22 protein-coding genes are annotated in these 25,923 nt (G+C 33.8%); 7 read left to right on the top strand and 15 right to left on the bottom strand.

The genetic code is table 11. From position 1 onward, the window contains the following. A partial coding sequence (locus ACXAFS_RS12480; protein ID WP_475307313.1) for a PKD domain-containing protein occupies nt 1-3,368 on the bottom strand: 3,368 nt, incomplete at its 3' end. Nucleotides 3,369-3,380: 12 nt separating this feature from the next. Beyond that, nucleotides 3,381-3,842, bottom strand: a complete 462-nt coding sequence (locus ACXAFS_RS12475; RefSeq protein WP_475307311.1) for a hypothetical protein — start codon at nt 3,840-3,842, stop codon at nt 3,381-3,383. 195 nt (nt 3,843-4,037) lie between these two features. Here ACXAFS_RS12475 and folE point away from each other — a divergent pair, with 195 nt between their 5' ends. From folE to ACXAFS_RS12450, 5 genes are all read left to right on the top strand, one after another. Next, nucleotides 4,038-4,715 (top strand): GTP cyclohydrolase I FolE, encoded by a 678-nt coding sequence (folE, locus tag ACXAFS_RS12470; protein ID WP_475307310.1) that lies wholly within the window; start codon nt 4,038-4,040, stop codon nt 4,713-4,715. A 58-nt stretch (nt 4,716-4,773) separates the two neighbouring features. Next, on the top strand, nt 4,774-6,255 hold the full coding sequence (gene cysS / locus ACXAFS_RS12465) for a cysteine--tRNA ligase (RefSeq protein WP_475307309.1): 1,482 nt from the start codon (nt 4,774-4,776) through the stop codon (nt 6,253-6,255). A 2-nt stretch (nt 6,256-6,257) separates the two neighbouring features. Continuing rightward, nucleotides 6,258-6,491, top strand: coding sequence for a membrane protein insertion efficiency factor YidD (gene yidD / locus ACXAFS_RS12460; RefSeq protein WP_475307308.1), 234 nt, complete (start codon nt 6,258-6,260; stop codon nt 6,489-6,491). 65 nt (nt 6,492-6,556) lie between these two features. After that, a complete protein-coding gene (gene lgt, locus ACXAFS_RS12455; RefSeq protein WP_475307306.1) occupies nt 6,557-7,381 on the top strand; it encodes a prolipoprotein diacylglyceryl transferase in 825 nt (274 codons plus the stop codon). Beyond that, the gene (locus ACXAFS_RS12450) at nt 7,381-7,881 is read left to right on the top strand and encodes a DUF192 domain-containing protein (RefSeq protein ID WP_475307305.1); all 501 of its coding nucleotides are present in this window, start codon (nt 7,381-7,383) and stop codon (nt 7,879-7,881) included. Before lgt ends, ACXAFS_RS12450 begins: the two co-directional genes overlap by 1 nt. Here ACXAFS_RS12450 and ACXAFS_RS12445 read toward each other — a convergent pair. Together ACXAFS_RS12445 and ACXAFS_RS12440 are read right to left on the bottom strand one after the other, a co-directional pair. Then, nucleotides 7,878-8,732 (bottom strand): hypothetical protein, encoded by an 855-nt coding sequence (locus tag ACXAFS_RS12445; protein ID WP_475307304.1) that lies wholly within the window; start codon nt 8,730-8,732, stop codon nt 7,878-7,880. The two genes, ACXAFS_RS12450 and ACXAFS_RS12445, sit on opposite strands and share 4 nt — an antisense overlap. Continuing rightward, complete coding sequence (locus ACXAFS_RS12440; RefSeq protein ID WP_475307302.1) at nt 8,729-9,136, bottom strand: hypothetical protein; 408 nt, start codon at nt 9,134-9,136, stop codon at nt 8,729-8,731. Before ACXAFS_RS12440 ends, ACXAFS_RS12445 begins: the two co-directional genes overlap by 4 nt. A gap of 115 nt (nt 9,137-9,251) precedes the next feature. Here ACXAFS_RS12440 and ACXAFS_RS12435 point away from each other — a divergent pair, with 115 nt between their 5' ends. Next, on the top strand, nt 9,252-9,683 hold the full coding sequence (locus tag ACXAFS_RS12435; RefSeq protein WP_475307301.1) for a hypothetical protein: 432 nt from the start codon (nt 9,252-9,254) through the stop codon (nt 9,681-9,683). Between the two features lie 58 nt (nt 9,684-9,741). Here ACXAFS_RS12435 and ACXAFS_RS12430 read toward each other — a convergent pair whose 3' ends face one another. The 11 genes from ACXAFS_RS12430 to asnB form a co-directional block, all read right to left on the bottom strand. Then, nucleotides 9,742-11,775: a PKD domain-containing protein gene (locus tag ACXAFS_RS12430; protein WP_475307300.1), complete on the bottom strand. Its 2,034-nt coding sequence runs from the start codon at nt 11,773-11,775 to the stop codon at nt 9,742-9,744. 158 nt (nt 11,776-11,933) lie between these two features. Further along, complete coding sequence (gene secDF, locus ACXAFS_RS12425; protein ID WP_475307298.1) at nt 11,934-14,990, bottom strand: protein translocase subunit SecDF; 3,057 nt, start codon at nt 14,988-14,990, stop codon at nt 11,934-11,936. Nucleotides 14,991-15,143: 153 nt separating this feature from the next. Then, nucleotides 15,144-15,758 (bottom strand): hypothetical protein, encoded by a 615-nt coding sequence (locus tag ACXAFS_RS12420; protein WP_475307297.1) that lies wholly within the window; start codon nt 15,756-15,758, stop codon nt 15,144-15,146. A 69-nt stretch (nt 15,759-15,827) separates the two neighbouring features. Further along, the gene (locus ACXAFS_RS12415) at nt 15,828-16,487 is read right to left on the bottom strand and encodes a DUF4412 domain-containing protein (protein ID WP_475307296.1); all 660 of its coding nucleotides are present in this window, start codon (nt 16,485-16,487) and stop codon (nt 15,828-15,830) included. Nucleotides 16,488-16,571: 84 nt separating this feature from the next. Further along, nucleotides 16,572-17,498 (bottom strand): malate dehydrogenase, encoded by a 927-nt coding sequence (mdh, locus tag ACXAFS_RS12410; RefSeq protein WP_475307294.1) that lies wholly within the window; start codon nt 17,496-17,498, stop codon nt 16,572-16,574. Nucleotides 17,499-17,634: 136 nt separating this feature from the next. After that, nucleotides 17,635-18,651 carry a DUF6588 family protein gene (locus ACXAFS_RS12405; protein ID WP_475307293.1) on the bottom strand — a complete coding sequence of 339 codons (1,017 nt, stop codon included), beginning with the start codon at nt 18,649-18,651 and terminating at the stop codon, nt 17,635-17,637. A 156-nt stretch (nt 18,652-18,807) separates the two neighbouring features. Then, a complete protein-coding gene (gene gyrB, locus ACXAFS_RS12400) occupies nt 18,808-20,745 on the bottom strand; it encodes a DNA topoisomerase (ATP-hydrolyzing) subunit B (RefSeq protein WP_475307317.1) in 1,938 nt (645 codons plus the stop codon). Nucleotides 20,746-21,149: 404 nt separating this feature from the next. Then, nucleotides 21,150-21,629 (bottom strand): lysostaphin resistance A-like protein, encoded by a 480-nt coding sequence (locus tag ACXAFS_RS12395; RefSeq protein WP_475307315.1) that lies wholly within the window; start codon nt 21,627-21,629, stop codon nt 21,150-21,152. Nucleotides 21,630-21,953: 324 nt separating this feature from the next. Continuing rightward, on the bottom strand, nt 21,954-22,661 hold the full coding sequence (locus tag ACXAFS_RS12390; protein WP_475307292.1) for a lysostaphin resistance A-like protein: 708 nt from the start codon (nt 22,659-22,661) through the stop codon (nt 21,954-21,956). Nucleotides 22,662-22,682: 21 nt separating this feature from the next. Next, nucleotides 22,683-23,252 (bottom strand): magnetosome magnetite crystal formation protein family, encoded by a 570-nt coding sequence (locus ACXAFS_RS12385; RefSeq protein ID WP_475307290.1) that lies wholly within the window; start codon nt 23,250-23,252, stop codon nt 22,683-22,685. 195 nt (nt 23,253-23,447) lie between these two features. Next, on the bottom strand, nt 23,448-25,109 hold the full coding sequence (asnB, locus tag ACXAFS_RS12380; protein WP_475307289.1) for an asparagine synthase B: 1,662 nt from the start codon (nt 25,107-25,109) through the stop codon (nt 23,448-23,450). Nucleotides 25,110-25,343: 234 nt separating this feature from the next. Between asnB and ACXAFS_RS12375 the strand changes: the two genes are divergently transcribed. Next, nucleotides 25,344-25,892 (top strand): DUF2911 domain-containing protein, encoded by a 549-nt coding sequence (locus ACXAFS_RS12375; protein ID WP_475307288.1) that lies wholly within the window; start codon nt 25,344-25,346, stop codon nt 25,890-25,892. Nucleotides 25,893-25,923: the final 31 nt, after the last annotated feature.

Raw genomic sequence — 25,923 nt, 5'->3', positions numbered from 1 at the left:
TTAACGTTTAAATCTATCGCTGTTAACCCATCTGGTGTCCCGTCGTCGCAAACTTCCAATGGCGTTGGGACTACCAATGATGGTAAGGGAAGTACGGTAAACTCTACAATACTACTATTTGGACACGCTCCAGAAGTTAGATACTCAATGGTGTAAGTTTCACCTGGTGTACCATCCGAGACTATGCCTGTATTCGTATCTATAACTGCAGTATCTGTAGGCGGAATATTAAAAGTAAATGTTCCACCCAAAGTTCCTGTTACAGTTGGTATACCTCCATCACAAGTAGGATTTACCGTGAATGTTGCATCATCAAGAGGAAGCACATTAAACGAAACTGTCTGTGCCTCTGAACAAACACCAGAAGTTGTATACACAATTCCATAGGTAGCTCCCGATGTACCATTTGTCACTGTACCTGTATTTGGGTCAATCATGGCTGTATCTGTTGGTGGTGTATCAAAGCTGAATGTTCCACCTAGTGTGCCAGTAATTGTTACTGTTCCACCATCACATGTCGGAGTCACTGTAAATGAGGCATCATCAGCATCTAAGACTGTTACAGATTCTATAGATGATTGAGGACAATCGCCAGCTGTAGTATATTCAACAAAATAGGTTGTGCCAGAAACACCATTTATAACTGTCCCTGTATTAGCATCAATAACAGCTGTATCTGTAGGAACTGGATTAAAATTAAAAACCCCACCAACATCGCCTGTGATTGTAGCAGTTCCACCATCACAAGATGCTGTAAGAGTAAAAGTAGGATCATCTAAAGTTAAGACTGTTAAAGTTTGTGTACTAGAAGAAGGACAAGCACCAGATGTCATATATACAATTCCGTATGAAGCACCAGGTGTGGCATTTGTGACTTCTCCTGTATTAGGGTCAATAATAGCAGTATCCATTGGTGGAACATCAAAACTAAATGTCCCGCCTATATCTCCTGTAATTGTAGTTGTACCTCCATCACAAGTTGGTGTTATCGTAAATGAAGAATCATCCTCCAATATTACATTAAAGGATTGTACACTAGTTGACGGACAAATACCTGATGTTGTGTACTCTATAGTGTATGAGGCACCAGAAATTCCACCAGTGACTTCACCCGTTACAGGATTGATAATTGCAGTATCTGTTGGTGCAGGATTAAATGTAAACGTACCACCAACATTTCCTGTTACCACTGTAGTCGCACCATCACAAGTTGGCGTAATAACAAAAGAAGCATCATCTCTTGGGTTAACTATTAGGTTGAACACAGGGTTTGCAGATGCGTTGTAACAAGTTGAATCACCAACACTTTCAACTCTCACATATATTGGCTCTGGATTTCCACCGTTGGTATACAGAATTGGTAAAACACCCGTACCTGCATCAGCATCAGCAAAACTTGTATGATAGGTTACAATAAAATCTGTATCTGCCTGAGGACCTAATATTCCGAGAGTTTGTGCACCTAAGTTAAACTCTTCAACACCGTCATTAGATTCATCATCACACAATACTATATCTGGAACTGGATATATATCTGGTTGACCTGAAACATTTAATGTAAATGGTAGCACTTCAAAACACCCAGAATCTAAATACTCGACCCTAATGTAAATAACCTCTCCATCTGTACCTGAATAATTATTTAAACCTGCAATAGCACCTACATCATTATCTGCATCTACCTGTGAATTATGGTAAGTAACTACCAAATCACCAGCATTAGTAGCACTTGCCAGAACAACTGCTGTATTGGTTTCTAAATCAAAAATGTAAGGAGGAACACCTGTATCACAAATAAATAAGTTATTTGGCGCTTCTGTTACTATTTCTGGTAACACATCGATACATACTTCTTCTGTATACTCACAACCAAAGTCATCCATAGCTCTGTAAGTGTAGCAGTACTGACCAGAGTTAGGTGGTGTTACTGTAATAATATTTCCATTTGTGTTTGTTATTGTAGGATCTGCATCCCAAGCCTCTGAAGTAATAACAGGTGTAAAAGATAGTTCTGGTGGTTGAATCGCTGGATCGAAATTCATGTACCATTCGAAAATATATCCATTATCAATATTCAAATTGTCTACAACTCTAATTGTCCAAGTTCCATTTAATTGAGTTCCAAGTAACCCATTAAAACTTTCAAATGGTAAATATGTACCAGGCACCCAAGAATTATTCGGTGGATTTGTACCATTAATCTCTGTTGGTGCATCCTCTAACAATACAGAAGCACTCATAGAAAAACAGTATGTCTCACCTGTTCCTGGTGCTAGCGAATTATCATCATTGGCTCCACCAAAATAAGTACCACCACCTGCTTGATCAAATAATCTAATTTCTTGTCCGCTAGGCCCTTCTATGAATATATCTAAATCACCCGAGTATGAGTGTTCCATATTTAAGCAAACCTCTATTAATTGGTTAGGGTCTGTTAATGTTTGTGAAGATTCAAAACAATCAACTACTATTGAAGATGTATATTGTTGACCTGAACCATCTGGTAAAAATGTTTGCTCAGCAACAGGTGGTGTACAGTCATTAATAAACTGAACTGGGTTAACAACACCAGTTATATCTGTACTTTCCCCAAAACATATGGTATTTTCAGCAGCACCTGTACCTGTAAAGTCTGCTTCTGTACCTACCTGAATAACTTGATTTATAAGATTAGTATTAGGACAACCTTCTGGATCTTCAGATGTATTGGCATCTCTAATATTTAAGTTTACAATGTAAACACCTGGATTTGGATAAGAAAAAACAGCAGTTTGACCTGAAACTGTATTACCATCGCCTAAATCCCATTCGTAAGTAGCTCCTGTACCATCAACTTCAAAAATACCACTACCATTTAAGGTAATTTCTTCATCAGGACACACTCTAATATAACCATCACCATTTGGCGCCGGAACAGAAGAATCTATTTGAGAATTAATTGACTGACAAGGAGTTAAACAAGATATATTTGCTGCCCAACCACTTCCACTACCAGAAGCATTGGATGTAAATTCAATTGTTAAACAACCACCTGTATTTTCCTCTGTTGCAGAAACTATACCAGGTGAATCACCACCTGAGAATTGACCAAAGGCGTCAGCAGCTGTTGAATCACCATTGTAAATTGTCATCACATCTGCATTTAACTGAGTACTAAACTCTGTAAAATCCAAAATCACCCTTTGCCCAGGATTTTCAGGACATATTGTTAAGACAAAACTTTCATCGTTTCCATAATTTCCAAACTCACCTCCAGAATCGTAAAAAACTCCACCACATTGGCTAACCGTCCCATTCTGCATATTAACATCTTGTGCAATCAATACCGATGAAAATACTATTGTTATTAAAGTTAATAAATACTTCATTGTGTAATTTTTTTAGTGATGTTGAGATTTTATGGTTATAAAATAATTGGTGTTGTCTACCTGATACATCTTGTCTCCTCTAGCATGAAAAGCAAAATTATATTTTAAAGGGTTGAAGTTCTTTGGGTCAAACGTTTTATCTCTCTCTAAATCTGAAACAAAACTTTTGAAAAGAGGAATCTCTGATAGCTTCTGACAATCTTTTTTATCACTCTCTTTAGAGATATACTCAATTACTATTCTATTTCTTAATAAATCTTTAATACTCTTTAAACGGAAAGCGTTACTGTATATGTATTTTTCTGCATACTCACCATAAACCTCATCAATTTGAAGTCGCTCCTTTGCTGTTAATGGTAAATCTACATTGTCCTTAAACTCAATGACCTTTAGAGGAACTTTGTTATTTTTTTCTTGACCAGATGAACATAGTGGCAAGAGTATTAGAATGAAAATTGTAAGAAATTTATTCATAGCTTAACCTTATTTTAAAGTTTGGAAAATTAAGAAAATTTTACAAAAACCATTGTTAATTCGTCAATGATATTAACATTTTAACGGTTTTAGATATATAACAAGTATAATTGTAAAACTCCTACCACTACCATCCTATTTTTATTACGTATCTTTGCAACTTCTTTTTAAAGATTGATTAATAATTATTTAACTATGAAAATCGATAACGATTTTAACGATATAGACGCTTTAGGCGATAACCATATAGGTTCATCTAGCGATACGCCAATGAGAGATGATGCTTTTGAATTATCAAAAGAGGAGAAAATAGACATTATTAAGGATGATGTAAGACACATCATGGAAACCTTAGGACTAGATCTTACCGATGATAGTTTACAAGGTACCCCAAACCGAGTTGCAAAAATGTTTGTGAATGAAATTTTTGGTGGACTTGATCCTGATAAAAAACCGAGTGCATCTACTTTTGATAATAAATATAAATATGGTGAAATGCTGGTAGAAAAAAATATTACCGTTTACTCTACTTGCGAGCACCACTTATTACCAATTGTTGGACGTGCACATGTAGCATACATTTCTAACGGTACCGTTGTTGGCCTTTCTAAAATGAACAGAATTGTAGATTACTACGCTAAGCGTCCTCAGGTACAAGAACGCCTTACCATACAAATTGTAAAAGAACTTCAAAAAGTATTAAACACGGAAGATGTTGCCTGTGTTATTGACGCCAAACATTTATGCGTTAACTCTCGTGGAATAAGAGATATTGAAAGTAGCACTGTAACTTCTGAATTTGGTGGAAAATTTAAAGAAAAAGAAACAAGAAGAGAGTTCCTTGACTACATTCAATTAGACACAAAGTTTTAACTTGTTTCCTCTTACTTTGTTCTTTAGTTTTGTTTAAACATTTTTTGAATTTTACAACATGCCTTTGTACGATACCCAAACTATAAAAATTTACAATTCCTTATCTGGCGAAAAAGAAGTCTTTAAACCTATAAATGACGGATATGTTGGTATGTATGTTTGTGGCCCAACAGTATATAGCAATGTACATCTAGGAAATGTAAGAACCTTTATGTCCTTTGATGTTATCTTTAGATATTTAAAACATCTAGGATATAAAATAAGGTATGTTAGAAACATTACTGACGCTGGTCATTTAGAAAATGATGCAGATGAAGGTGAAGACCGAATTGCTAAAAAGGCAAGACTAGAAGCTATTGAGCCAATGGAAGTGGTACAACGTTACACTGTAGATTTCCATAACATCTTAAATAAATTCAACTTTTTACCTCCTAGTATAGAACCAACCGCAACTGGTCATATCATTGAACAAATAGAGCTTATTAAAACCATTATAGATAATGGTATGGCATATGTTGTCAATGGTTCTGTTTACTTTGATGTACATAAATACAACGAGACTAAACCTTACGGAATCTTAAGTAAGCGAAAACTCGAAGATTTAATTCATAACACCAGAGCACTTGATGGCCAATCAGACAAGAAAAACCCTCAAGATTTTGCACTTTGGAAAAAAGCCGAGCCACAACACATAATGCGCTGGCCTTCTCCTTGGAGTGATGGTTTCCCAGGATGGCATTTAGAGTGTACAGCCATGAGCACCAAATACCTTGGTGAGCAGTTTGATATTCATGGTGGCGGAATGGATTTAAAATTTCCGCATCACGAATGTGAAATTGCTCAGGCTGAAGCTTGCAATAATCATCCACCAGTAAATTATTGGATGCATGCCAATATGCTCATTATGAATGGTAAAAAAATGGCAAAATCTACAGGTAATTTTATTCTACCTAATGAAATTTTTTCTGGAGACAATCCTCACATTACTAAAGCTTATGCACCTAGTGTTGCAAGATTTTTTATGCTTCAGGCACATTATAGAAGTATTTTAGATTTTACCAATAATGGTTTACTAGCAAGTGAAAAAGGATTTTACCGATTAATGGATGCTATTAATTTAATTGAGGATTTAAAAACTAGTGAGTCGTCGTCATTTAATGTCTCTGAATGGAAACAAAAATGTTATGACGCAATGAATGATGACTTTAATACTCCTATTTTAATAGCAACCTTATTTGACGCTGCAAAGTTTATTAATCAAGTTAAAGATGGTAGTGCTACAATAACCAAAGAAGATTTAGGCTTATTGAGAGAAACTCTAGAAAACTTCACTTTTGATATTTTAGGTTTAGTTAATGTTTCTAAAGAAAGTACAGGTTCTGACAAGTTATCTGGTGCTGTTGAAATTTTAATTAACCTTAGAAAGGAAGCAAGACAAAATAAAGATTTTGCATTGTCTGATAAAATTAGGGATGAACTCGCAGAAGTTGGTATTCAACTAAATGATAGTAGGGAAGGCACTACATTTACGACTAATTAATCGTGAAGAAATTTTTAGCATACCCTTTTTTATTTTTAATTAAAGTCTATCAAACTTTTATATCGCCAATAACTCCAGCAACTTGCAGGTATCAACCAACGTGTTCTCATTATGCCAAGGAAGCTTTAGAGGTGCATGGCTTTTTTAAAGGAGGGAAATTGGCATTGAAACGGATTTTTAGTTGTCATCCCTGGGGCGGAAAAGGTTATGACCCTGTACCACCAAAAGAGGATTAATATTACGTTAATCCTATTTTCACTCCCTAACAAAATCTTATATTTACAGCGAAAAGATTATAAATATGCATGCATTAAAAATATATTGGGACCCTGTAAAATCTATTGACTTAGGCTTTTTTGAACTTCATTTCTACAGCCTAATGTGGATAATAGCCTTTATCTTAGGGTTTCAAATCACCAAGCGCATCTGGAAAAATGAAAATCAGTCTAACGAGTCTCTAGATTCTTTGTTTATATATTCCGTTTTAGGAATAATGATTGGTGCGAGATTAGGCCATGTCATTTTTTACCAACCAGAATTATTTGGAGAAGATTTTTTCAGCATCTTTTTACCATTTAAGTTTAAAGGTGGTTTTGAGTTTACAGGTTTTCAAGGCCTAGCTAGTCATGGTGCAGCTATTGGTATGATAATTTCAATGTATCTATTTAATAAAAAGGTATTAAAAAAATCCATCTTATGGATCTTAGACCGTGTAGTTGTTGCAACAGCACTTGGTGCAGTGTTTGTAAGAATAGGGAATTTTATTAATTCAGAAATTATAGGAAAATACACTAACAGTGATTTTGGTGTCGTATTTAGACAACTTGGCGAAACAGAACCAAGACATCCTGCGCAGTTATACGAAGCATTTTGCTACATATTTGTATTTATCACTTTACTTTATTTCTATTGGAAAACCAATAAGTCTAAACAAGAAGGTTTCTTATTTGGGTTATTTTTAGTCTTCCTTTGGACTATACGATTCTTTGTTGAATTTGTTAAAGAAGCCCAGGTTGATGAGCGCGCAGAATGGGCTTTAAATACTGGACAGTGGCTAAGCATACCTTTTATATTAATTGGGTTATACTTTATGTTTGTCTACAAACCTAAAAACAAGATTGCTTAATGCGTTATAATCGTTTTATAGGATTTTCAATCCTTATTTTTTCTTTGGTTATGTTTTTCAATTGTAAAAATGAAAAGCATACTACTTCGGGTGATAAAGTAGAAGTTAGTTTTAAAAAAGAAGGTATTTTACATCTCAAAAAAGCAAGTTCAGATTCAGTTATAAAAACTTTAGATATAGAACTTGCAGATGACGACTACGAAACGCAAACAGGTTTAATGTATCGAAATAAGCTTGGTATTAACCAAGGCATGTTGTTTATATTTCCTAATGAGCAAATCCGAAGCTTCTACATGAAGAACACTAAAATTCCGCTAGATATTATTTATATAAATGAGGCACAACAGATTGTAAGCTTTCAAAAGAATGCTAAACCATTTGATGAAACATCATTACCTTCTGAAGCACCTGCCAAGTATGTTTTAGAAATAAATGCTGGTCTGTCGGATGAATGGGAGTTAGAAGTTGGTGATAAGATCATTTTTGAAGTTGCAAACTAATGATATCCTAGTTTAGTCACCATTAAAGTTACACATCCTAAAACTATTAAGATATAACCCAACTTCAGCTTATAATTACTACACAAAAACAATCCACAACTTGCAAGCATTGCCATAAAAGCAGTTTCGAGCCTAGTAAGTAATACACCAAAAATCATTAAAATCAATAGAAGGTGTACCCATGTTTTTTTTGGTTTCCAAAGTATAGCCATGGCAACTATAAATTCAAAAGCAATAGTTATTCTGGCAAAGAGTAAACTCATATAACCAATATTAGGAGTTATATTTTTAAAAACAATGGTTTGCCCATCATTAGGATCAGTTTCCCATAGATTCAAATAACTTTCAGAATTACTTTTTACTACCTCTAAACTTTCAGGAAAGAATTTCATTATAAACTGAAATAATACACCTTTATTAATCATGAAGTAGTAAAAATTACCACTAGTAAACTGATCTGACATTATTTTTTGTACTACCGAAGTTAAAATAACAATTACCAGTATTATTTGAATGTTTTTTTGAAGAACTTCTTTACGCTGATGATACATATAAGCTATAACCGAAAGCACTACAAATGTTATCATAAAATGATGATTAGCAACCCAGAAATAAGAATGCCAAAAATCACACAAAAGAAGCGCTAACAAAACCAACCAAATGATAGGATGTTTTGTTTTATCACGTAAAAAAAACCAAATAAGCAACCCTAAAAAAAGTATAGGGACTTTCCATATACTATTGAATTGAGACATAATAAAAACATAAACACTAAGTATTAAAAGTAACATTTGTATTGCCACCTCGTTACCTTCGTAGAGTTTGGATTTTATATCTGCCAGATATCTCATAGATTTATACTTTTTAAATAAACCTCATCAATCAAAACTCTGGTGTAAAGACCACTTTTTAAATCTATTGTTGGCTTCCATATCTGCATATGAATACTGTCTTTCTGTGTTTTTTTTAAAACAAGTTTAGCTACTTTTTCTAAATGATTTTCATTAGGCATTAACCTGAGAAATTTAAAAGCTTCTTTTATATCCATGTCTTTCTCTAATGAGTCTACAGATATACCGTCTTGAATATAAATTTGGTTATGCGAGTAATGAATCTCTGTATACATTCCATATCCACCACCTTTCCATCTGCTTAGTTGCTTGGTATGTACTAAAAAAAGCTGCACTATTATTACAATAACCATAAAAGCTGGTATGGCATAATTAAGCAATTGTCTTTTAATAGTATCGTTCATTTCTTATGATTCTTTTACTAAAATAAGGAAACCTTATTCATTTTTCCATATGTTTTAATTGCTAAGCCATCAAAAAAATGACATATCTTAGAGAACAATTTTAATTACTATCTACATGAAATCATTTAAAAATCTTTCAATTTTAATTGTATCCTTGGTTTTATTCTGTTCTTTTTCACTTAAAGATTCACCTTCTTATGTTGGCAAATGGAAAGGAGACGATAAAGGGGATGTTGGATATTTAACACTAAGCGAAGACAATTATGCAACGTTTGAATTTAATGGTCAAATAATGGGTGGCAAATCATTTGATCATAAAGGTACAAGTGCCAGCATGAAATATAAGGTTGACACATCTTACAGTCCATACAGGATAGATTTTGTTATTATTGATAATGGTAATAAGGACGAACTTGGTCGCTTAAAGGGCATTGTAAAAATGATTGAGTCAAATAAAATGAGATTAGCATTAGGTTTTGGAGATTCTGAAAGACCCACAGATTTTTCTGAAGAAAACAGTATTTACTTTGACAGACACAAAGAATAAAAATAAAAAACGCTTCTCTCTAGGAAAAGCGTTTTTTATAAATCAATTGCATTAAACTTTATTTCTTCATTATTTTCCTTACTTCTTTCAAACCAATTGTTTTGTTAGATATTTCTATGAAATACTGCGCTTTCACCAGATTATTTAAATGCTCTATCTTAATTTCTTTTTCATCACATATATGAACTTGACTGTAAACTTGTCGGCCACTTAAATCATAAATAACAACATCTACCTTAGACCCTAACATTTGTTCTGGCAAACTTAAAATGATAACATCCTCGAATGGATTTTGTAAAATTTCTATACTGTCTAATCTAAAATCATCTAAGCTTAATAAATTGCCATCAACACCATCACAATTTTCATCAACACCATTCCCTTCAGAGTCATCAGCATCAGGATTTACTGTATTGTTTGTATCATTACAATCTAAACCATTTACCACATATCCAAAAGGTGGAGTATCTGAACAGTCTTCAATTGTGCTATTAGGATCTCCATAACCATCACCATCTAAATCTTCATAAAAGGTTGTTGGCGGTTGACCTTCAGCTGTCATGGTTACACAGATTTCTTCAGTGTACTCACAACCAAATTCATCAACTGTTCTAAACGTGTAGCAATGTTCGCCTTCAGATTCTGGAGCAACAGTAATAATGTCTCCGTTTATTTCTGTAATACTAGAATCAGTATCCCATGATTGAGAAATTATCTGAGGCGTATATTCATAATCTTGTAATTCTAGACTTGGATCAAAATTAAGTTCCCAAGAAAAAATATAGCCATTATCTATTGAAAGGTTGTCTACAATCCTAATACACCATTCTCCATTTAATGGACTTCCTAATAATGCATCAAAATTTTCATAAGGTAAATAAGTGCCTGGAACCCATGAATTATTTGGAGGATTAGTTCCGTTTATTTCAGTTGGTGCATCAGCTAATAAGGTAGTCGCATTCATTGAGAAGCAATAATCTTCACCAGTACCAGGATCTAATGTCTGATCATCATTTGCACCACCAAAATATGTACCACCACCTGCTTGATCAAATAATCTAATTTCTTGTCCATTTGGACTTTGAATAAAAATATCTAAATCACCTGAATAAGAATGTTCAATATTCATACAAATATCAATAATTTGAGAGACATCTGTTAGAACAGCATCATCAGCAAAACATGTAACATTAATACATGTACTGTAAGCAACACCACTACCATCTGGTAAAAAGGTTTCTACACTCTCTGGAGGAGGACAATTATAGAATAATAATAAAGGATCAGCCACACCTTCAATTGTTGTTGTATCTCCAAAACACAAAGTACTATCATCTGCCTGAGTACCTGTAAAGTCTGGAGCTCCAGAAACCCTAATAACTTGATTAATTGAATTTGTATTTGGACATCCATCCATAAAATTATCCATGTTTGTATCTCGGATATCTAAATTCACCAAATAAACACCTGGTTGGTCATATGAGAAATTAATATTTTGACCGTTCAATAAATTCCCATCTCCCAAATCCCATGTATAAGTTGCTCCTGTTCCATCATTTTCAAATATTCCACTTCCACTTAAGCTAATTAAATCACCTGAACAAACTTCTATTATACCTTCTGCATTTACTGCTGGATTGGTTGAGTCTAAAACTGCAGTAATATCCTGACAAGGATTGGCACAAGAAATTTCTGCATGCCAACCTGAACCGTTTCCTGAGTTGTCCGAAGAAAATTCAATAGTTAAACAACCACTTGTATTATTAAAACTTGCAAAAACTAATCCAGGCGAAGATGGTCCAGAATAGGTGTTTATAATATCTGATGTTACATCTGGTCCATCATAAATAGTCATTACATCAGAATTAAGTTGGGTAATAAAATCATAAAAATCTAATCTAGAACGTTGTCCGTCTTCCTCAGGACATATTGTTAACACGAAATTTTCGTTATTACTATAATTGAAAAATTCTCCTCCAGAGTCATAAAATGTACCTGAACATGTGCTTACAGTTCCGTTTTGCATAAGTACATCTTGACTAAAAACTGAAAATGAAATCCCTAATAACAGGACAGATAATATTTTTTTCATAGGATTGATTGGATTAGTGATTCTAGTAGATAATTTAAAACTTTTATACCTAACTTTCTATTTAGATAGATAAAGTGTAAAATGGTTGCGTCTAAAAGCAAAAAAAGCCTTTCTTTTCAAAAAGGCTTTTTGTTTTAAAAATATAAGAAATCAAAAGTCTATTCTTCGTCCTCTTCTTTTACTTTCTTCTTTAAAGACTCTGCAGCATCACCTTTCTTAGCTGTATCATACATTAATGGTGTTGCAATAAACATAGAAGAATATGTACCTACTACTACACCTACTATTAATGCAAATAATAATCCTCTTAAAGATTCTGCACCAAAAATGAACATGGCTAATAATACCACCAAAGTAGTTACAGAGGTGTTTAATGTTCTACTTAATGTACTATTAAGAGATGCGTTTATTGTCTTGTCAAACTTCCAAGATGTATGTTCATTTAAGAACTCTCTAATTCTATCAAACACAACTACGGTATCATTTAATGAGTAACCAATTACTGTTAAGATTGCCGCAATAAATGCCTGGTCAATTTCCATACTAAAAGGCATAAACTTCCATGTTAATGAGAAGATACCCAATACGATTAAAACATCATGGAATACTGCAGCAACCGCACCAAGTGAGAATTGCCATTTCTTAAATCTAAATAAGATATAAAGGAATACGACTACTAAAGAACCTAAGACTGCCCAAAAAGACGACTTCTTAATATCATCTGCAATAGTAGGACTTACTTTACTAGAAAGCATTTTACCTATTTTAGCTTCACCTGAACCATCTTGGAACTGAGCGTAAGTCATTCCATCTGGTAAGTAAGGTTTAAGCGCATCAAACAATCTACTTTGTACTTCTTCATCAGCTTCAACAGAGTTGTCCTCTACTCTATACTTGGTAGAAATTTTTAACTGGTTTGCAGCACCAATAGTTTTTACCTCAGCACTTCCAAAAACATTTGGATCGTTTAGTACACTTGTAATCTCTTCTGTACTTACAGGTTGCTCAAAACGTACTTGGTATGTTCTACCACCAACAAAATCGATACCTTGATCTAACCCAGTTGTGAATAAAGACCCTAAACTAGCTAGAATTAACACACCAGAAATAACATAAGCAATCTTACGTTTCTTTAAGAAATCAATATTTACATTCTTAAATAAACCTTTAGTCATTGCTGTTGAGAAATCTAAAGTACCACCTCTATTTACCCACCAGTCTATTAATAAACGCGTGATGAAAATTGCAGTAAATAACGATGTTAAAATACCAATAATTAGCGTCGTTGCGAAACCTTTAATCGGTCCTGTACCAAATACAAATAAGATTAATGCTGTTAAACCAGTAGTGATGTTAGCATCTAAAATTGAAGATAAAGCATTTGAGAAACCGTCTTTGATAGACTCTTTTTGTGACTTACCTTTTGCCAATTCTTCTCGTATACGCTCAAAGATAAGTACGTTAGCATCTACCGAAATACCAATTGTTAATACGATACCTGCAATACCTGGTAAGGTAAGCACTGCACCTAAACTTGCTAAAACACCAAAGATTAATAAGATATTTAATAATAATGCAATATCTGCAGCAACACCTGCTTTACCGTAATAGAATACCATCCATAATAAGACAAACACTAATGCTATGATAAAAGATTTCATTCCACTATCAATAGCCTCTTGTCCTAAAGAAGGTCCTACTTCATCTGCCTGAACAATCTCTGCAGACGCAGGTAATTTACCAGCTCTTAGCACGTTAGCTAAATCCACTGCTTCATTCAGCGAGAATGCACCTGAAATTTGAGATCTACCACCTGCAATACCTTCCGGTTGATTTCTTACACTTGGTGCAGAATAAACTATATCATCTAGTACTATAGCAATGTATCCATTTTCTTGGTTGGCTCTTTTAGTTATTTCTTGCCATTCTCTTGCACCTTTAGGATTCATTTGCATACTTACTGCTGGTCTGCTAAGCTCGTCATAATCTTGTCTTGCATCTGTAATTACAGCACCACTCAACTGTGGTACACCATCTCTGTTACTCTTTATAGCATAAAGCTCAGAGAACTCAGAATCTTTAGACTGTATACCCCAAACAAATTTTGCATAACGCATCTCTGCTGGTAAAAGTGCTCTATTCTTAGGATCGTTAAGTGCTTCTAAAACTTTCTTTTTATCCTTTGCTAAAAATGTTGCAATCATTGGTCCACCACCTGGACCTTGAATACCCAATGGATTAACATCTGCAACATTGGTAGTATCTGTTTCTATTTGCCCTGTTAACTCATCAATAGTACTTGTTGTGGTGTCTTGCTCTACCTCTGTAGCTTCAGCAACTTCGTCTTCATCTTCCTTATCTTTAGAAGCTTCTACCAATGCTTGGTTAACCTGAAATACGTATGGAAGCATTTCTTCTGCTTTGTAAGTATCCCAGAACTGTAATTGCGCTGTTTTAGTTATAATGTCTACTACACGCTTCTTGTCTCTTGCGCCAGGTAATTCTATTAATATACGACCAGAGTTTCCTAAACGCTGAATGTTTGGTGATGATACACCAAACCCATCGATACGATTACGTAATACCTCGAATGCAGAAACTATAGACTCATCTATTTTCTTTTCTAAGATGGTTTTAACTTCATCGTCTGACATATCAAATTTAATGTCATCACTTAAGTCTCTGTTTGCAAAAATATCTGGAGATGCTAATTTAGTATCACCTTTAATAGCATCAAACGCTCTAAAAAATGACTCTAAATACGACTCTTGTGCGTCTTTTTGTAACTCTTCAGCATCAGCTAGTGCTTTATTAAAAACAGGGTCTTTACTATTGTTTGCCAGACCTTTTAAGATGTCTTTTACAGAAATCTGAATAATAGCGTTGATACCACCCTTAAGGTCTAAACCTAATTTCATGGCATTGTTTTCAACTTCGTTATACGTGTATTGAGATACACCTAACATATTATAAACTTCTATAGACTCGTAATTGTCTCCAACCTGAACTTTAGAAGTTTTTAAAGAATCTAAGTAATTAATCTCAGCTTGAGTTCTTAAATCCTGGTAACCATCTACTGTTTCATCGTACTTTGCTATGGCAGCTTGCTTTGCCTCATCCTCAATTTGGTTTGCCTTAAATGTAAAAGACAATTGGTAAATACTTACCAAACCAAATAGTAGTGCAAACAGTTTAATTATTCCTTTGTTTTGCATTTTGTTTTGTTTTACGTCTAATTTTTAACGCGCAAATATAGAATTTACCGCATAATCAGACAATTGATTTTTTATGTTATAAATTATTTTTTGTGCCTTTTGATTGATTCAAAAGTTTGTATGTGAAGTGTGGAATTTTTTCAGATGAATTCCTTAAGCTAAAGGTCCTGCTCTAACCTCTGGTATGCAATACGTTTTTTTACCACTTAAATTATATACAGAAGCATTAATTTTAAAAGCGGTTTGTGTGAGTTGATTTATAGTATCAACTTGGTTTAAATAGCCTGAAACAACTTTTTTTATTGTATTAAACCGATCTGTTTTTTGATTGTGTTCTGTAATTTGAACTCTATCAAAATCCCAGTCATTAGTTTGACTATCCTTTTTTATTTCAGACACATTAAGTTTGTAGTCCTTTACAATTTTAGTGTCGGAATTTTTATTCGAAGTATTTGAATCTACACCGAACAAAAGGTTGAAATCACTGTTGTTAGATAAAATTTGCTCTATACTTTGAGCATCTGTAGCGCTATAGTATGCTATCTTAAGATTTCCTAATTCGTCATGACTTACAACAAAATTTTCAGCACCTATTCTATGTAGTTTTTGCTGAATGTCTTGAAGCGCATTTTGCACTTCAATTTTGGTAACATTTACATCAGAAAACTGAACAGTAATCTCTTGATTAGGAGTAGCAGGAGTTTCTATAAACCTTCCTAAAAAAGCTAATAGAACTATTATAATACCAAAATGTAATTTGGTGCGCATTCGGCAAATATAACAAAAAATAAAGACCACATTTCTGCAGTCTTTATTTTAATTTTTATTGGTACGATTCTACATTCCCTCCATTTTGGTATAGCCTTCAGGAGGAGTTAGACTAAATTTAGAATCATCCAACTTTTCACTTTTAACCTCTGTAACTTCAGAAATAATTTTTACTTCTACATTACCTTGAGTCATAGTCATCTCTGTATAAAGTGGAAAACCACCAAGCTTATCTCCAAATTGTGCGTTCTGCTGACTTAATACTGGAGCAATTTTATCAGTAACATACATAATCATTTTTATGTCATTACCACCTTCACTTATGGTTAAACTTTTTTGTTTACACTCATAACCTAATACGGTTTTGGTCTCTGTACCTTCTACAACCTTATAATCGTCAGGTTTATCATTTGGTACTTTAATAGTTTGCTTTTGATACTTCTTACCTAACATTGGATTGTCCATCAAAGTAAGACTTTCCATGCTTTCGGCATCAGTTATAACCGTAACATCACCAGACATAGGATTAGATACTTCAACCCTAGATTTTTTTCCTTTGAAAAATGTGGTAGTTATCATTTCTCCCATCATATCAAGTTGTGCTTGGGTTGCCTCATCATTAGAGCTATAGCTTTGCTTTAATGTAATGACCCCTTCTTTAAGTTCTTCTTGTGCTGACACCGTAAAGCTTAATACAAACAATATGGCAAGCATTAGTGTTTTTTTCATTTTAATAAGTTTTTTTTTAATATACGAAAAAACCTCACCAACAAGCATGCCAGTGAGGTTTTATTATTTTAATGAGAGAATTTTTTATAATTCTAAAAGACCATTTGTCTTTTTAACACCTTCTGCACTTTCTGCCATGTGTTGTTTTTCTGCATCGCTTAATGGTACATCTACTATTTTTTCGATACCATTTTTACCTAAGATTACTGGCACACCGATACAAAGATCACTTAAACCGTACTCTCCATCTAGTAATGTAGAACATGGGAACATTTTCTTTTGGTCACAAGCAATTGCCTGTACCAATCCACTAACAGCAGCACCTGGCGCATACCACGCAGAGGTTCCTAATAATTTTGTTAAGGTTGCTCCACCTACCTTAGTATCTTCTTTTACTTGATTTAAGCGTTCTTCTGATAAAAATTCAGAAACTTTAATACTATTTCTTGTAGCATGAGATGTTAATGGCACCATACCTTTATCGCTATGACCACCTATTACCATACCATCTACATCACTAATTGGCGCTTCTAAAGCTTCAGCTAATCTGTACTTAAAACGAGCAGAATCTAAAGCTCCACCCATTCCTATAATTCTATGTTTTGGTAAACCTGTAGTTTTGTGAGCTAAATACGTCATTGTATCCATAGGGTTGCTCACTACAATTAAAATTGTATTTGGTGAGTGCTCAACTAAGCTGGCAGAAACTGTTTTTACAATACCTGCATTGATACCTATTAACTCTTCGCGAGTCATACCTGGCTTACGAGGAATACCTGAGGTAATAACACAAATATCACTATTTGCAGTTTTTGAATAATCGTTTGTACTTCCTGTAATTTTAGTATCAAAGCCATTTAAAGAAGCTGTTTGCATTAAGTCCATTGCCTTACCTTCTGCATAACCTTCTTTGATGTCTAATAAAACAACTTCAGATGCAAAATTTTTAATCGCGATGTACTCTGCACAACTTGCGCCTACTGCACCAGCGCCAACTACGGTTACTTTCATTTTATTTTTTATTTTAAATCGTTAAAAATCTGACACAAATTTACGGTTTTACAATCTAAATTCCATGATTTATGTCATCTATCTAAATAAAAAAAGCAGCCTTTTCAGACTGCTTTAGGATATATCTAATTTGATTTTATCTGAACCCAAAATTAACACCTACTGAGAAGGCATTAAACTCGGAAAGATGATATTCTGCATTTAACCTAAAGAATCCTAATTTTAACTTCGCACCTACTGTACCTCTAACAGCAGACACATCACTAGATACCGAAAAAGGATCTACTATAGTTTGTGAAGTTAAAATACCATCGGTTACCCTGTAAGAACCCAATAAATCTGACTCAGACGTACCTTTTAAGTAACCTAAACCTCCGTAAAGATTAAACACAGGCAATTTTGTAGATACTATCATCTGAAACAACCATGTATTTGTCTTGTTTTCTAGTCTTTGATTTTCACCTTCAATACCTGAAGATTCCGTAAGATTGTATGAACCATCTATGTGATTATAAGCCACTAATGCAGATAATGCAACTGGCCAAATCTTATCTGCTGGCAACCATTCTGTAAATTCTAACTGAAGTGCAGCACCATACATATTAAAGGTTACTTCATCTGTATCTATTTTTGGCAAGTAACGTGCTTTAACCTCTATGCCACTTCCTAAACCTACTGCACCTTGCAAAGCTGCAGAAGGAATTAAATTATAACTGTCTTCGCCTATACCTTGAGGTAATTCAAACTCTGCAGTTTGAGATCCAAAAATAGGGTCGTCGTACTCTACTTCAACAAAAATTGAAGGGTCGTTTTCGCCTAAAACAGTTGCTACATCTTGTACACTAGGTCCTGTGACAAACTGAACGTTATTATAATCGGCTGTGTTCATACTAAAGCTCTTATCATCATCACCAACCAGAGATGCATTAGCTACAAGCGAAATCTCAAAACCTCCTAGTGGTTTAACTTTAGCAGAGTTAAACCAATTGGTATTCATACTATGCATAACACCATTTGTTCCTGGTGCTAGATAATCATTAGCAAAACGCTGCGCATCATCGACACCTGCCGATAACAGTACATCTATATCATTTTGAGCTTTTAGAGAAAAAACACATACAAATAAGACTAGAGATAAAACAATTTTTTTCATTTAGGTTAAGTTTATCATTAGTTACAAATATATTAAAATAACGCTTAAAAATGCATTTTAACGTTATTAATTGCTTTTTATCGAAACTTAGAAGCATTAAAAAAGCAATTACATTATAAACGTAATTGCTTTTATTTTAGTTTTTAAAAACTCTAATTATGCATCAATATTTGCATAAATAGCATTCTTTTCTATAAACTCTCTACGTGGTGGCACTTCGTCTCCCATTAACATTGAGAAAATACGATCTGCTTCTGTACCATTATCAATCTGAACCTGACGCATAGTTCTAAATTCAGGGTTCATAGTGGTATCCCAAAGTTGTTCTGCATTCATTTCACCAAGTCCTTTATAACGTTGTATTTTGGAATTGTCTCCAAATTGAGCAACGATTTCATCTCGTTCTTGATCTGACCATGCGTATTGTTTTTTAGCACCTTTCTTAACCAAATATAATGGTGGTGTAGCAATATATACATGACCTTGTTCTATCAACTCTTTCATGTATCTAAAGAAGAAGGTTAAAATTAGCGTTGCAATGTGGCTACCATCAATATCGGCATCGCACATAATAACAATTTTATGATATCTTAATTTAGATAAATTTAGTGCTCTTGGATCTTCTTCTGTACCAATAGTTACCCCTAGAGCAGTGAAAATATTTTTGATTTCTTCATTTTCAAACACCTTGTGTTGCATTGCTTTTTCAACATTAAGAATCTTACCTCTTAATGGTAAAATAGCTTGAAAAGCTCTATCTCTACCTTGCTTTGCTGTACCACCTGCAGAATCACCCTCTACTAAGAATACTTCGCATTTTGCTGGATCTTGCTCAGAACAGTCAGATAACTTTCCTGGTAATCCACCAATGCTCATCACTGTTTTGCGCTGCACCATTTCACGTGCTTTTTGTGCCGCGTGACGTGCTTGTGCTGCCAAGATTACTTTTTGTACAATAGTTTTAGCATCATCAGGATGCTCTTCTAAGTAGTCAGTTAACATCTCAGAAACTGCCTGAGAAACAGAAGCAGAAACTTCACGGTTGCCAAGTTTGGTTTTGGTTTGACCTTCAAACTGAGGTTCAGCAACTTTTACAGAAACAATCGCTGTTAAACCTTCACGGAAATCATCGCCAGAAATATCAAACTTTAATTTATCTAGCATACCAGAACTATCCGCGTACTTCTTTAAGGTATGTGTTAAACCACGACGGAAACCAGATAAGTGTGTTCCACCTTCGTGCGTGTTGATATTGTTTACATAAGAGTGTAAATTCTCTGCGTAGGATGTGTTGTATACCATCGCTACCTCAACAGGAACTCCATTCTTTTCACCTTCAAATGAAATAACATCATTCATTAAAGGCTCTCTGTTGCCATCTAAAAACTTCACAAATTCTGAAAGTCCTTCTTCTGAATGGAATGTTTCACCTTCAAAAGAGCCATCTTCCTTCTTGTTACGACGATCTACCAAATGAACGGTAATACCTCTATTAAGATATGCCAGCTCACGCATACGACTAGCTAACGTATCGTAGTTATATTCTAATGTTTGCTGAAAAATTTGTGGATCTGGCTTAAAGGTTACAATAGTTCCTGTTTTGTCAGATTCACCAACAACTTTTACAGGATACATAGTTTTACCACGTTCGTACTCTTGCTCCCATATCTTACCTTCTCTGTAAACGGTAGCCTTTAAATGCTCTGATAATGCATTAACACAACTTACACCTACACCATGTAGACCACCTGAAACCTTGTAGGAATCCTTATCGAACTTACCACCTGCACCAATCTTAGTCATAACAACTTCTAACGCAGATACTCCTTCTTTTTTATGAAGACCAACCGGAATACCACGACCATCATCTTCTGTAGTTATAGAATTATCTTCATTTATAGTTACAGTAATATTATCACAATGGCCAGCTAATGCTTCATCAATAGAGTTATCTACAACTTCATAAACTAAATGGTGCAAACCTCTTACACCAACATCACCAATATACATTGACGGACGCATACGTACGTGCTCCATACCTTCTAGGGCTTGGATACTGTCTGCGCCATACTGTTTTTTGTTTTCTTCGCTCATTTTATTATTAATAAGATTTAGTTCTAACTTTACAGCAAAAAAGACGCTTGTCGCGTCTCTTTTGAGTACTTTCAAAGATACAAAAAATTAAAGCCTTAGCATAGCTTTTTATCGACTTTAAGTAATAATTATCAACAATTGTTAAAAACAAAAAAAATGTCTTAAAACAGCTAAAAAGTGCCTTAAATTAGATTTTGATTGTTTTTTTAAACATAGTCTGAAGCTATAATAAGTAAATACGCTTAGAAGGGTTTATTTAAGATTTAGAATTAGTGATTTTTGAAGCTTTTTATATCACTAGTTAATCACTTTTAGCGATTGCACCTTGCTATAAATTGAATCGGTTTTTCTACAAACTACCTAACTTCAATCTGAATATTATGCAATTTAATTTTTAAAAAATGCTAAAACTTACTCCATTTCCAGATGACAAGTGTTACCAGTAAATAAAAGCCATTGAATAAAATTAGCATTGTGATAAACGGAGGCCAAGAATCAAACGTAGCCAAATTAGCAATAAAAAAGATACTTTCACCTGAACTATCACTACTTATTAAATGGCGTGTAGCCCAATTATTCCCCAAATGAAGACCTATAGGAAAGTATAATGTTTTAGATTTTAATAATGCTGTTGCAAATAGTAAATGTCCTACAGGTATTGTAATTGCTAACATAATTACCATACCAACATTACTCAACACATTTTCATCAAGCACATGAATAAGCATAAAAACAATCGAAAATATAACATTAGCTACAACAACATTAGAAACTTCAATTGCTTTTTTAAACAAGTAGCCTCTAAACAATAATTCTTCGGTAGCAACTTGTGGTAAAATAAAATAGAAGGCGTAAAAATTGTTGAATAATCTATTGACGTAGATAACTCAAATGTTTCACCAACAAATAAAGCTCTTAAATACTTAGCACCAAAAAAAGCAAAAGTACCAATTAAAATACCTAATGGCATAAACGATAAATTCCTTATATTAAAATTTAATCCAATTGCACTTAGTGTTTTCCCCTCCCTTTTATATAAGAACAAAGTAGTAACAAACAACAATATTGGAGCTATGTAAGGAAAATATTGCTTTACTATACCTTTATTAATTATCACACTTACAATTAATGTAAAGGCAAACAAAACAATTGCTAAAACAAACATAGTTGTATTAGGAAATTTTTTTATCAGTGGCTTCATATACTTATTAATTTAGTTCCTTTAGAATATTCTTTGACTTAAACTTTAAGTATTGCATTACAAAAATTAGAGTGACAATTGAAGGAAACAAACCTTTAAAAAGACTAAAGCAAAGCCAGTCCCAATCTCTCAATTCTACTTTAGATATGGCTTTAAAAATGAGTTCACCATAAGGCTGAGATTCAAAAAAGAATGCATTAATAATATTTACACCAAGATGAAAACCTAAGCCCATCATTATAGATTTAGTTTTATAAAAACTGTATGCCCAAACATATCCTGTAAACCCAGTTACCAAAATGACATAAAGAATAGGGATAAGCCTTTCTCCTGTCATTCCATAAGAAAACACATGATACACACCAAAAAACAGTGCAGAAATTAGAATGGCCCATTTTGCACCAATTCTTCTTATGAGAATATAAAGAATAGCTCCTCTAAATATTAAATCTTCGGTTAATGCAGACTTTAAATGATACCATAAAGCGTTAAAAATAGTCCTGTAACTTACTGTTTTTAATTCCCAGTCTATATTTAAAATTCTGGTTTCAACATAGATGTTAATCAATACTATAAGCGAGATAGCATTGAAACCCACAAAAAATTGAAAGGCTCTGTTAACACTTGGCATAATACCAAGTGCATCAATACTTTTCTTCTCAAAAAAATGCAATAGCAACCAAGAGATTACTATTATGATTAATAATCCTAGCATATTCTATAAATGTAATTAGTGTTAGTCTTTTTTAGGTTTTAAAAAAGGTATTGACAAAGGGTATTTACAAGTTTGTTTGTTTAAGGCAGAAGAAACATTAATAATACTTACAATTATTCCGAAAAGAAAAATACCTCCAGTAAAGAAAAAGTTAAACCCAGGTATTATGAAAAATGTAAGTAATGAAATTAACAAGAGTACATTTAAGGTAATGTGAAAGTTGACTACTGCTCTCCCATGTTCGTCATAAATTTTATTGTCATTGGCCTTACTTATCCAGATGAATAATGGAAATAACACATTTGCTAGTGGAATAATGAGACCAAAAAAAGGCGAACCGTGTATTAACAACATCCATTTACGTTGAATAATTTCTTCTTTTGGATCATTTAGCACCAATAAATCTTCTACTTCAATACCCAATCCAGTGGCCAACAATCTTACCGTTTGTAAATGTGGTTGCACATCGCCTTTTTCTATACGCTGAATCGTTCGTACGGTTACTGAAGTTTTATCAGAAAGTTCTTCTTGCGTAAATCCTTTTAGCTTTCTTTGGTAGATTAAATTTTCACCTAATGTTTGATTCTTCATTTCGTGTATTTTGATGACACAAATCTAGAGCTAAGAATTGGTTTTTTACACGACATTTAAATGTCATCTATCTGTCATTTACAGTAAATATAAGGGTTTCCAACCACATAATGCCATCTTATAAATTACAGAGATTGTTTAAAAACAAAAAGGTTGGTATAAAAACCAACCTTTAAAAAACTTAAACTAAATATATTAATATGCATCATCGTGCACATTTGCAATAGCTCTACCAGAAGGCTCATTCATATTCTTAAACGCTTCGTCCCATTCTAGTGCTTTGGCAGTACTACAAGCAACACTTGCTTCTTGTGGCACACTTAAAGCTGCTGCATCACTTGGAAAATGCGACTCAAAAATAGAGCGATAATAATATTCCTCTTTATTTAATGGTGTATTTATTGGAAATCTAAATTTAGCATTTGTCAATTGCTCGTCAGTGACTTCTTTTTCTACAATTTCTTTTAAAGTATCAATCCAACTGTAACCCACACCATCACTAAATTGTTCTTTCTGTCTCCACGCTACACTTTCAGGTAAATAATCCTCAAAGGCTTTACGAATTACCCATTTTTCCATACGCTCGCCATTAATCATTTTGTCTTTTGGGTTGATACGCATAGCAACATCAATAAACTCTTTGTCTAAAAACGGTACACGTCCTTCTATTCCCCAAGCCATTAAACTTTTGTTAGCGCGTAAACAATCATACATATGTAATTTATCTAACTTACGGACCGTCTCTTCATGAAATTCTTGTGCATTTGGCGCTTTGTGAAAGTAAAGATAGCCACCAAAAATCTCATCTGCTCCTTCCCCAGACAACACCATTTTTATTCCCATGGATTTAATAACGCGAGCCATTAAATACATTGGTGTAGAGGAACGGATTGTAGTTATATCATACGTTTCAATATTGTATATGACATCTTTAATAGCATCCAATCCTTCTTGTATAGTAAATTTTATTTCATGATGAATCGTCCCAATGTGATCTGCAACTTTTTGTGCTGCAGCCAAATCTGGTGACCCTTCCAACCCAACAGAAAAACTATGCAATTGTGGCCACCAAGCTTGTTCTTTATCATCAGCTTCAATACGTCTTTGCGAGTATTTTTTTGCAATAGCAGATGTTACCGATGAATCTAAACCACCAGACAATAAAACTCCATATGGTACATCACTCATTAACTGTCTGTGCACCGCATCCTCGAGTGCTTGCTTAACTTCTTCAATACTGGTTTCATTGTCTTTAACAGCATCATAGTCTTCCCAATCACGCTTATACCATTTAACAAACTCGCCATTTGTACTAGACATGTAATGCCCTGGAGGGAATAATTCAATTTTTGTGCACACACCTTCCAAAGCTTTTAATTCTGAAGCTACGTAAAATGTTCCGTGTTTATCCCAACCTATATATAATGGGATAATTCCCATGTGGTCTCTTGCAATGAAGTACTCATCTTTATCAACATCGTAAATAGCAAAACCGAAAATGCCGTTCATTTCATCTACAAAGTCAACTCCTTTCTCCTTATAAAGTGCAAGAATAACTTCACAGTCGCTTTCAGTTTGAAACTTATAATCTGGAAATTGAGCACGTAAGGCTTTATGGTTATAGATTTCGCCATTTGCAGCTAAAATCAACTTTTTATCTTCACTAAATAGTGGCTGCTTTCCTGATGCAGGATCTACAATGGCCAAACGCTCGTGAGCCAAAATTGCCTTATCATCACTATAAATACCACTCCAGTCTGGCCCTCTATGACGAATGGTCTTTGCCATTTCTAACACCTGAGGTCTTAAGTCTTCTGATTTTTGTTTTATATCAAACGCACATACTATTCCGCACATAACTCTTTCTTTTATTATTAATTATGAGACAAATATGTAATTAAACTTTCAAATTTTAAACATAAATAATTAAAATAGTTTCAATATAAAATATTAATTAGCAATTTTATAAATTATTAAAAGTTAAAACAGCTTAATTTACCTATTTAACTTTTAATCTGTAAACTTTATGATTTCTTTTCGACCATTTGATTTATCAAGACCTAATTTTATTAAAACTAAAAAACCAAAAACATGAAAACAACACGACTAATTTCAACCATTGCATTTGCATTTGCTTTACTTCTATCTTTTAATGCTGAAGCTCAAAAATTTTCAGGATTAGATAAAAGCCCTATGGATGCGGCATCTTACCCAAGTGATTACAAAGTATCTGACAAACTGATAAAAATAGTTTACAGTAGACCTCAGTTAAAGGACAGAGAGGTATATGATTTAGCTAAGCCTGGAAAAGTATGGAGACTAGGTGCCAATGAAGCAGCTGAACTCCATGTATATACTGATATGGAATTAAATGGGAAAGACGTAAAAGAAGGTACGTATACTGTTTATGCAATTCCTGGTGAGAAAGAATGGACAATTATAATAAGTACAGATTTAAATGTTTGGGGAAGTTATTTTTACAATGAAGAAAATGATGTAGCAAGAATTACTGTACCTACCAGTAAGGATGATGAATCTTTAGAAGCTTTTTCCATAGCTTTTGAAGCATCTGATAATGGTGTTGATATGCATTTAGGCTGGGGAACTGTTAGAGTTGCTGTTCCTTTTTCTAAATCTTAAGTTACACATACAATTAAATAAAAACACCTTG

The organism is Winogradskyella sp. ABM4_392 (genome assembly GCF_056160445.1).
This window is presented reverse-complemented; position numbering and strand designations above follow the sequence as displayed.